We start from the raw sequence: 7,357 nt of genomic DNA on the forward strand, positions 1-7,357 counted from the left end.
TTAAGCGCAAAGGTAGGTTTGATGAGGCTTTCTTTGTTGATCTTCCCACAGAACCGGAGCGTGTACAGATTCTGGCGATTCATCTGCAACGTTTTGGCATTCACCTGGAATCGGAGTATCTCGAAGCAGTTGCAGCCAATACTGCAAAGTTTTCAGGCGCAGAACTGGAAACCCTTGCTTCGGAAGCTGCTCTGCTGGCATTCGATGAGGGTAGACCGCAGCAGGTGACGCTTAATGATTTGGAGAATTGCCGCCAAACCATTACCCCACTTGCAATTACTGATGCTGCCGCAGTGGAGCGGATGCAGGCTTGGGCGGCTACCGCACGACGGGCTAGTAGTCCTGTGGTTGCAGCGAAAACTCAGTCTCTCAGAACTGCCAAATACAGAAACATGAACTGATGAGAAAGCGATTGTCTCCTTATTCTATGGGGGCGAGAGCAATTCGCAATTCGCAATTCGCAGTTGAAATACAGGTTACTCTAATTGAGTAATTCAACAAATTAAATGGTTTCTTACTTCTCATTGCTGAGAAATCAATGAAAATTAAGCGGTAGAGAATTAAATTAGCACTAGTTAACAATTGCGAATTGCGAACTGCGAATTGCGAATTGATTTGTTGGGGCAATGCCCTGAAGTTAGGAAATTGACAGGGTAAGAAAGATGGAAATCTATTTAGTCTTTGTTGATGCTATCAAGAACAGCAATAAGTTCTGGGCGGCTATTGTCGAAGATAGTAACTTAACAGTACAGTGGGGCAGAGTCGGTTATCAAGCGCAAACGAAAATCCACACATTAGCCAATCATCAAAGAGCCATTGCTAAATTTCATAATCTGGTAGCAGAAAAGAAATCCAAAGGTTACAGCGAAAGCCAGCCAGAGATTGATGCTAGCCGCAGTGTTGCAGACATTAGACGAGCTATTCAATTGTTGAATATTATCCGTCCGGCTGTTGCTCTCCAGAATTTTGGTGATACCTACATATCTGCTCTTAATGAATATCTGAAAATTGTTCCAACACCTTTAGGGATGCAAATTGACTACCACAGAGTTTATCGCACAGTAGAAGATATTGACTATCAGCGAGAGTTACTCAATTCTCTGTTAGCGACTCCTGCACCACAAGTTGCTGCGGTGGCTGTTGGTCATGCCCCTGAAGCAGCAGCAGAACCCAAGGTTGTCAGTCTCAAGACTATCAGCAAGAACTTCTGGCGACATTTGTAATTTGAGAAGTGTCACTTTGTAAGAGATGCCAAATAGCTACACTTCATTTTGGAATATTGTTTGAGTAAATTATGGAAATCAAGACTATTGCTGTAACTTACACACGTAAGTTCAATTTAGGTGACTATGAATCTTTAGAGTTAAGTTGCTCCTTATGGGGACAAATTGACCCAGCAGAAGAAGATGCACAAGGGACGACACAATTTCTATTTCAACAAGCAAAAGATTCTGTTAAGTCAGCTGCAATCCCAGTAATTAAAGCTTCCACCCATCAAATGAATAAAGCCAAAATGTACAAGCACTCTGCAACAAACCAATTTGACGAACTGGATAGTTTCTAATAACTGAAATTCACCTTTTAAATTCAAAAACACTTTAGTCAAGCATTAATACTGCTTGGCTATTTTTTTCTGCCATCGCTTTGTTTCCTACAAATCACAACAGGAAAGATATCATGCCTAAAAAAACTAACCCAGTCCCAAAAGACCATTCCCAGTTATGCCTTCAGTACCTTCGCTGTCGCGGTGGCAGCGCTCGATTATGCACCATCAATTTTAGTCTTAGTGTGATTCAAACCTTGGTCAATCAAAGAAAGGTAAAGATTACGAATACAGGTGCAGGATTTTTTGTGGAGTTGGACGAAGTGAAATGAAAATACAAGTCGAGCAGCTAACTGCTAACGAATTTTTGTGGGCTAAAGAGTGGATAAAAGAGTGTTTGCCTTGGCGCGATTTATCCTGCCCCGAAGAAGTTGGAGAACTCACAGAACAAGAAATAATTTCCGGCATCAAAATCCACTATAGCGGAGGAATAAAACAGTTCAAGTTATCTGTAGAGGATCATATTTTTCCTAGTAATTCATGAGAATAAGTGAAACCGATGGCTAATCACAAACAAATTGCTCGTTCAAGTATGCAAGAGCCAAAAGTCCGATTAGTTAAAAATCATCGTCCAAGAAAACGATTCAACTCCAAAGTATTCATAGATCGCACCATAGAAACAACTGCAATTGTCTCTCTGCTAATTACTGGATTTTCTGGAGTTGGGGCAATGGCTTGTTGGGGGCTAGAAGTAATCGAGACAAATGCTAATCCCAACATAATCATCTCTGGTTGGGAGCAACAGAAAAATATCTGCCTGGGTGCAATGTTGGTCAGTTTTTCCGCCTTCTTAGGCAGTTCTTTAGTCGGAGCAAGTTTTAGTATTCAACGAGATAAATTTTAGGTTAGTTAACGGTAATGAAAGAGTACAAAACCAAACATGGCGGCTACAAAATTGAGACTGCCGAGTTATCAGATGGCGCTGTGGATGTTCATGTGGCAAAAACAGGTCTGTTAAAAACAACTTGGGCATCACCTTCAACTCAAACTTTTGACAATCATACGCAAGCTGTTCGCCATGCCAAAAATGCTATTGATAACGGCGAAATCGATTCAGTTTTTCAAAGTTAGAACACACCAATGGAAATTAAGCTAACTACTTCAGAAATTCAAGCCATATTGCAAGGGTGTCAATATATACTGCGGCTTATTAGCAGTAGTCAAGATTATCGCAATATCGAATCCTCCGAATACTTTTCTACATTGAATGACGTGGTTTTAAATGATGCTTTCAATATTTTGGGGGAAGTCTTGGATGCAATCGATGATATGAAGCAGATGACTCAACAGTAAACACAAAGAATCTAAATTTAGAAGGGTAAGAAAATGACGTTAACTCTAGAGAATCGCTCTCGAAACAAAGAATCGTCCTTGACGCAAGCATTACGGCAGATACAACAGCTAAACTGCAAGATTCAAGAGTTAGAGCAGCAGCATCAAGATTACGTGCAGAAGCAACAGAATTTGATTCCAGCGATCGCTGAGATTTGTATTTCTCCGATCCAGGAAGTACAGGCGCTGCGGATTCTGATTTATCGGGGAGAGACAGGCTGTCGGCAGTACCTGCGTTCAGTGTTGGTTAAACAAAGTCAGGCTTCAAAAATGACCACAGAACAAATAGAAAAACCCGCTTTAGATAAAAGAGCCAAAAACCGGGGTTTTTTGCAAAATTCAAAAAAATGATTTTTCTTTCTCATAGAGGCGCGGAATCAGTCAGGGCAAGAGATTGAGCAGACCATGAGACAGTTATTTTCACGGCATTACTAGGGTTTTGAGCCTCATCGAAATCATCCGCGTGTCCCAAAGCCTTGATGATACCGTGTTTGAGGTCGAGCAGAGTCTCATGGTCTGCTTGCTTTTTAGCGAAGGCATAAAAAAAAGGGGTATTGCATTGCACCCCTTTAGACTAAATCCCGTCAACTTATTCAGCTGTATTTTGTGCTTCAGGAATCAAACCCAACTGGTAACGGGCAAGAGTTCCTTGAAGGTGAAGCGCAAATCCTTTTTCCCAAAAGACGCGATGCATTTCTGACTCATTCCAGCCCTCCATTGCTTGAACTCGCTTTGCGGCTTCATACAACGGTTCTGGAATAGAAACTCCAGTCTGAACCATTTTTGGTGTAGTTTTCTTAGGCATTTTCTCCTCGACAATAACGCTTACCTAACTTTACCCCTATAGTTCTATGTTTTTGCCGAGATTTTTTTCAGAATAATACTTTATCTATAGGGTTAAAGGCTAGAACCGCGACCATCCAAACCGACAATTTACAGATGGGGTCAAGAAATTGGAGTGCCATTTTCTGTAGATAAGATTTACACCGAATCTGAAATTCAGCAATGGGTCAAAAAAATTGCTTCTCAAACTAAATTCAAATTTCGTCAACCTAAATCAATCGGAGCCACTTTATGAACGATTTACAAGAACTTCTCATTGCTAATGGAATCGAAATGAGTTCTGAAGAACTACGCTTGTACTTGCAAAAGAAAAGCATAGATCCCGATGCGATTACTGAGGCAGAAATTATTGCCATCTCTGACGAACTTGTGGCACTCAAAAAAGCTAGTAATTTAATTGTTTCTAGCAATGGTAAAACAGCCAAAACTACCAAACGTACTGCCAAAACCAATAAAGCTCAACAGAGCATGAGTGATTATAAAACTTCACTTGCCAATCAGGCCAAGCAGTCGTTAGCAGAGATACAATCTTTTAATTCTGCAATTACCCAAGGAACACGCGAGTTTGCCCAAAAGGAGGCAGTTGAAACAATCGAGACTTTAGCTAATGTGTCTAACGAGTATTTAGCGGAAGTAGCACAGTTCGCCAAAGAATTCCAGGGAGAACCAGAAGCCTTTTTTCGGTTCGGTCAGGAGATTACATCGCTCTATCTCTCTGCTAGCAATGCAGATGCGACCGAATAAATTTATCTTGGTAGCAGCAGTACTGAATCTGCTGCTATTAACCCTCGTTTTGGGCGTGGCAATATATGGAGCAACAAGAGCAGACTCGTCACAAACAATTAAATATTCACCTGAAGAAGGACGGAGAGTTGAGTCTGTCCGGCTTAACACTAGAAAACCTGACAACAGAAGAATTCCTGGTAGTCCAGCAAATTATTGATGAGTCGAGAGTGCGATCGCATTCCAATAGACAGATTGAGGAATTGATGCAACGGGGAATGATGGCTCAAACTGCGATCGCAGCAATAACAGTATTGATGTTTTCATTCATGGGCATATATGGCATAACCCGATATATCGGCTCACAAGTTCAACAAGTGCAAGAGAGTTATACCAATTTTAAGTAGTAGGGGGGAGAAAAGAATGTTAGCAAAATGGCTTCCTGGTTTATTTGGCGGTAAAGGTGATGGAGTAGTATCAACGGATTTAAGAGTTGGGGATGCTACCCAAATTGAGGGTAATTTACCTTCATCAATCCGCTCACGCTACACATTGCCAGCTTACACTACAGCAAAGCAGGTTCTGGATGAAGCAGAAGTGGCTGGCACGTTAAAAGCACAGAAGTGGCTGCATACAAAGTTCTCCAGGCACAGGCTCAAGCAGTTGCAATCCTTGGCAGAGATGTATAAAAACCAATTGGCATATTCGAGTGAAGCCATGAAGGTTGAGGAGGATTTGCAGCGAACCAGGGCGTTACATGGGGAGGCGGTGATCCGTCATGCCTTTGGTTCTCTTGAACAACAACGCCAGTTGGGGGGATATGAGAAAGCATTTGATGAGGTGGGAGATTCATTCAGATTTTAGGTTATGCAAATCAAGCTCTCTCATATAGGATATGCAGTGTCTGGGGTTGGCTTTTCTATGTTTATGGGTTATTTATCCGTTGCCAGCCCCGTTAGTCGATACATTCTTTGGTTTATTGGCATAATCTCTATCTGCTGCATAGTTCTGGGGTTATTCAACTTTGGCGGTTTAGTCATTAAAGGATTCGGCTTCAACCGCAAAACTTTCACTATTGGCTTAATGCCTGGAGTAATATTTCTGTTTATCTTCTTGACTTTAGTTGCAGCTGGTGTTGCTTTGGGGGTGAGATAAGTTTATGCCATTTGAATTACAACGTCTAACTGCCAGTAGCGTTATTCATGCAGAACGGAGTATTTTATGTTCTTTAGGAGCGAGTGCTGTATTATGTCTGTCTGCTCCTTTTTTCTTAAATACTGACCGAATAACAACCGGGATGCTACTTGGTGCGGGAACAGTGAGTGCTGGCTTATTTGGGGTATCCGCCCAAATCAGCGAAAGTAAGGAAAAAGTTTACCAGTCTTTGCTAGAAGCTGACCTGAAATCACTTAAACAGCATTTACAAGGTGAGGCTGTTTATGATTATGTTACGACTGCGATCGCTGCCAAACGCCGAGTTGCTGATTACGTGAATCGCCTGCCCGTTAGTGAGCGCCCCCGGTGGATTGCTGAATATCAGTTGCAGGGGTTGGTTACTCTTCCTGAACCACCAGCACAACAACAACCTTCACCGACTGGTATTCCCAATCCCGATATTGCTGACATTGATGAAGAGTCGGTGCAGTCCGTGATTAATCCGGGTGCGATGAAAATTCTGCAAGCGATCGCTGCTAATTATCCTGAGTACATCAGAATTGATGGTGCTTGGATTGATGAACTATGTGATGCTGCATCTAATCAAAATATGACTCTTCGCAGTAATCACCATTTTTACCTATCTGGTGGAACACAATCTGGGAAGTCTACGCTGGCTGGAGTGATTATTAACAAAATCGGTGCAAAATCTCAAACACCAGCAATTGTGATTGGCAGCGATCCAAAGGATGATGTCACCAGATGGTTGTGCAAGTTCAGCCGTAAGTTTGACGGCATGAAAGAATTAAGAAATTGGCTCATCTTTGCCACAGACCAAATTGACAAACAGAAAGCAAGAGTATCAATTGTTGGTGGTGAATGTCACGGTGTTCCCGAATTATTTCTTGCTCAAGATGAGGTGGACTCTGTATTTGGTGGTGGCAAGGGACTTCCAGGAATGGTTGATGCTGATACCGCCAAAGACTTGCAGGGTTTTTGGAACTATGTCATCAAATTCACTGCTGGGTTAAAAGGTCATGGTTTATTTATGGGGGTGCGATTCGTTGGCTAGAAACTTTATCTGTTAAAAGATAAAGGGGATTAGCCACAAGGTAAATAACCTTGATAACTTGGTAATCATGCTAGTGCAAGCCTAGCTCTCGTGGAATCCGAGTAACAGCCCTACCCCTAGTTATTAGGATTAACAAACTAATAGTTAAAGCGGGGTCGAAAGCGAAAACACTGAAAGCATAATTTGGTGTAATAGTAGGCAAGAACTTATGGGTACGCAAGGAAGATATGTTAAACCATCGTCAATATGTAAATGGCGAAATATGCTGAAACGCCATAGCCAAAAGGCAAAGGGATAGGATGTCTGAGACTACCCATTCTCAGAAGATTCCTCCATTAATCCCCGGTGGAGAGTATCACCCTAAAAGTTCAATCAATGATTGCCAGGAACGAAGTAACTCTAATAGGATTCTCTAGATGGTCGATTCTAAAGTAGGTAGTTAGCCGCATATCCTAATAGAGCAAGATTGAGTCAGAAGCGAATGCCTAAAGTAATTCTTAGGATATGCTGACAGACTCACGATGTAAGAAAAGATAGAGTTGTAAGTAGTGATGAATAAGTCTAAAGCACGGGGGTAAGGATTCAGGTGGTAGGGTATTGACAAAGGGGACGCTTGGAGTGGAGTATCA

General features: G+C 41.9%; 15 protein-coding genes and 1 pseudogene. 14 read left to right on the plus strand and 2 right to left on the minus strand.

Features of this window, described 5'->3' with window-relative positions; all coding sequences use genetic code 11:
* The 9 genes and pseudogenes from RM049_RS38825 to RM049_RS38865 all read left to right on the plus strand — a co-directional run.
* Positions 1-401 (plus strand): annotated as a pseudogene (locus tag RM049_RS38825) (ATPase); the annotation flags it as partial.
* A gap of 261 nt (positions 402-662) precedes the next feature.
* On the plus strand, positions 663-1,223 hold the full coding sequence (locus RM049_RS38830; RefSeq protein WP_322708050.1) for a WGR domain-containing protein: 561 nt from the start codon (positions 663-665) through the stop codon (positions 1,221-1,223).
* Between the two features lie 71 nt (positions 1,224-1,294).
* Entirely contained in the window at positions 1,295-1,564 is a 270-nt protein-coding gene (locus RM049_RS38835) for a hypothetical protein (RefSeq protein ID WP_322708051.1), read from the plus strand.
* Between the two features lie 113 nt (positions 1,565-1,677).
* Positions 1,678-1,875 (plus strand): hypothetical protein, encoded by a 198-nt coding sequence (locus RM049_RS38840; protein WP_322708052.1) that lies wholly within the window; start codon positions 1,678-1,680, stop codon positions 1,873-1,875.
* Complete coding sequence (locus RM049_RS38845; RefSeq protein WP_322708053.1) at positions 1,872-2,087, plus strand: hypothetical protein; 216 nt, start codon at positions 1,872-1,874, stop codon at positions 2,085-2,087. The genes RM049_RS38840 and RM049_RS38845 overlap by 4 nt, the downstream gene beginning before the upstream one ends.
* Before the next feature lie 15 nt (positions 2,088-2,102).
* Positions 2,103-2,447 carry a hypothetical protein gene (locus RM049_RS38850; protein ID WP_322708054.1) on the plus strand — a complete coding sequence of 115 codons (345 nt, stop codon included), beginning with the start codon at positions 2,103-2,105 and terminating at the stop codon, positions 2,445-2,447.
* Between the two features lie 14 nt (positions 2,448-2,461).
* Complete coding sequence (locus tag RM049_RS38855; RefSeq protein WP_322708055.1) at positions 2,462-2,674, plus strand: hypothetical protein; 213 nt, start codon at positions 2,462-2,464, stop codon at positions 2,672-2,674.
* Between the two features lie 9 nt (positions 2,675-2,683).
* Positions 2,684-2,896 (plus strand): hypothetical protein, encoded by a 213-nt coding sequence (locus RM049_RS38860; RefSeq protein ID WP_322708056.1) that lies wholly within the window; start codon positions 2,684-2,686, stop codon positions 2,894-2,896.
* Positions 2,897-2,929: 33 nt separating this feature from the next.
* Positions 2,930-3,286 carry a hypothetical protein gene (locus RM049_RS38865; RefSeq protein ID WP_322708057.1) on the plus strand — a complete coding sequence of 119 codons (357 nt, stop codon included), beginning with the start codon at positions 2,930-2,932 and terminating at the stop codon, positions 3,284-3,286.
* 10 nt (positions 3,287-3,296) lie between these two features.
* Here the strand turns inward: RM049_RS38865 and RM049_RS38870 are convergent, their stop codons facing one another.
* A complete protein-coding gene (locus tag RM049_RS38870) occupies positions 3,297-3,500 on the minus strand; it encodes a hypothetical protein (RefSeq protein WP_322708058.1) in 204 nt (67 codons plus the stop codon).
* A gap of 24 nt (positions 3,501-3,524) precedes the next feature.
* Positions 3,525-3,740 carry a hypothetical protein gene (locus RM049_RS38875; RefSeq protein WP_012413179.1) on the minus strand — a complete coding sequence of 72 codons (216 nt, stop codon included), beginning with the start codon at positions 3,738-3,740 and terminating at the stop codon, positions 3,525-3,527.
* 269 nt (positions 3,741-4,009) lie between these two features.
* Here RM049_RS38875 and RM049_RS38880 point away from each other — a divergent pair, with 269 nt between their 5' ends.
* The 5 genes from RM049_RS38880 to RM049_RS38900 all read left to right on the plus strand — a co-directional run bounded on the left by RM049_RS38880 (position 4,010) and on the right by RM049_RS38900 (position 6,728).
* Complete coding sequence (locus RM049_RS38880) at positions 4,010-4,522, plus strand: hypothetical protein (RefSeq protein WP_322708059.1); 513 nt, start codon at positions 4,010-4,012, stop codon at positions 4,520-4,522.
* Between the two features lie 65 nt (positions 4,523-4,587).
* Entirely contained in the window at positions 4,588-4,908 is a 321-nt protein-coding gene (locus RM049_RS38885) for a hypothetical protein (RefSeq protein ID WP_322708060.1), read from the plus strand.
* Between the two features lie 16 nt (positions 4,909-4,924).
* Positions 4,925-5,365 (plus strand): hypothetical protein, encoded by a 441-nt coding sequence (locus RM049_RS38890; RefSeq protein ID WP_322708062.1) that lies wholly within the window; start codon positions 4,925-4,927, stop codon positions 5,363-5,365.
* 3 nt (positions 5,366-5,368) lie between these two features.
* On the plus strand, positions 5,369-5,656 hold the full coding sequence (locus RM049_RS38895) for a hypothetical protein (RefSeq protein ID WP_322707286.1): 288 nt from the start codon (positions 5,369-5,371) through the stop codon (positions 5,654-5,656).
* A gap of 4 nt (positions 5,657-5,660) precedes the next feature.
* A complete protein-coding gene (locus RM049_RS38900; RefSeq protein WP_322708063.1) occupies positions 5,661-6,728 on the plus strand; it encodes a hypothetical protein in 1,068 nt (355 codons plus the stop codon).
* The last annotated feature ends 629 nt before the right edge of the window (positions 6,729-7,357 follow it).

Origin of the sequence: Nostoc sp. DedQUE04 (genome assembly GCF_034530995.1) — a bacterium.
Lineage (GTDB): Bacteria > Cyanobacteriota > Cyanobacteriia > Cyanobacteriales > Nostocaceae > Nostoc.

Excerpts from the sequence above, each read along its gene's own strand:
- RM049_RS38840 (WP_322708052.1), top strand. The coding sequence starts at position 1,678 with ATGCCTAAAAAAACTAACCCAGTCCCAAAAGACCATTCCCAGTTATGC.
- RM049_RS38850 (WP_322708054.1), top strand. The coding sequence starts at position 2,103 with ATGGCTAATCACAAACAAATTGCTCGTTCAAGTATGCAAGAGCCAAAA.
- RM049_RS38880 (WP_322708059.1), top strand. The coding sequence starts at position 4,010 with ATGAACGATTTACAAGAACTTCTCATTGCTAATGGAATCGAAATGAGT.
- RM049_RS38855 (WP_322708055.1), top strand. The coding sequence starts at position 2,462 with ATGAAAGAGTACAAAACCAAACATGGCGGCTACAAAATTGAGACTGCC.
- RM049_RS38900 (WP_322708063.1), top strand. The coding sequence starts at position 5,661 with ATGCCATTTGAATTACAACGTCTAACTGCCAGTAGCGTTATTCATGCA.
- RM049_RS38890 (WP_322708062.1), top strand. The coding sequence starts at position 4,925 with ATGTTAGCAAAATGGCTTCCTGGTTTATTTGGCGGTAAAGGTGATGGA.
- RM049_RS38835 (WP_322708051.1), top strand. The coding sequence starts at position 1,295 with ATGGAAATCAAGACTATTGCTGTAACTTACACACGTAAGTTCAATTTA.
- RM049_RS38865 (WP_322708057.1), top strand. The coding sequence starts at position 2,930 with ATGACGTTAACTCTAGAGAATCGCTCTCGAAACAAAGAATCGTCCTTG.
- RM049_RS38830 (WP_322708050.1), top strand. The coding sequence starts at position 663 with ATGGAAATCTATTTAGTCTTTGTTGATGCTATCAAGAACAGCAATAAG.
- RM049_RS38860 (WP_322708056.1), top strand. The coding sequence starts at position 2,684 with ATGGAAATTAAGCTAACTACTTCAGAAATTCAAGCCATATTGCAAGGG.
- RM049_RS38845 (WP_322708053.1), top strand. The coding sequence starts at position 1,872 with ATGAAAATACAAGTCGAGCAGCTAACTGCTAACGAATTTTTGTGGGCT.
- RM049_RS38875 (WP_012413179.1), bottom strand. The coding sequence starts at position 3,740 with ATGCCTAAGAAAACTACACCAAAAATGGTTCAGACTGGAGTTTCTATT.
- RM049_RS38895 (WP_322707286.1), top strand. The coding sequence starts at position 5,369 with ATGCAAATCAAGCTCTCTCATATAGGATATGCAGTGTCTGGGGTTGGC.
- RM049_RS38885 (WP_322708060.1), top strand. The coding sequence starts at position 4,588 with ATGGAGCAACAAGAGCAGACTCGTCACAAACAATTAAATATTCACCTG.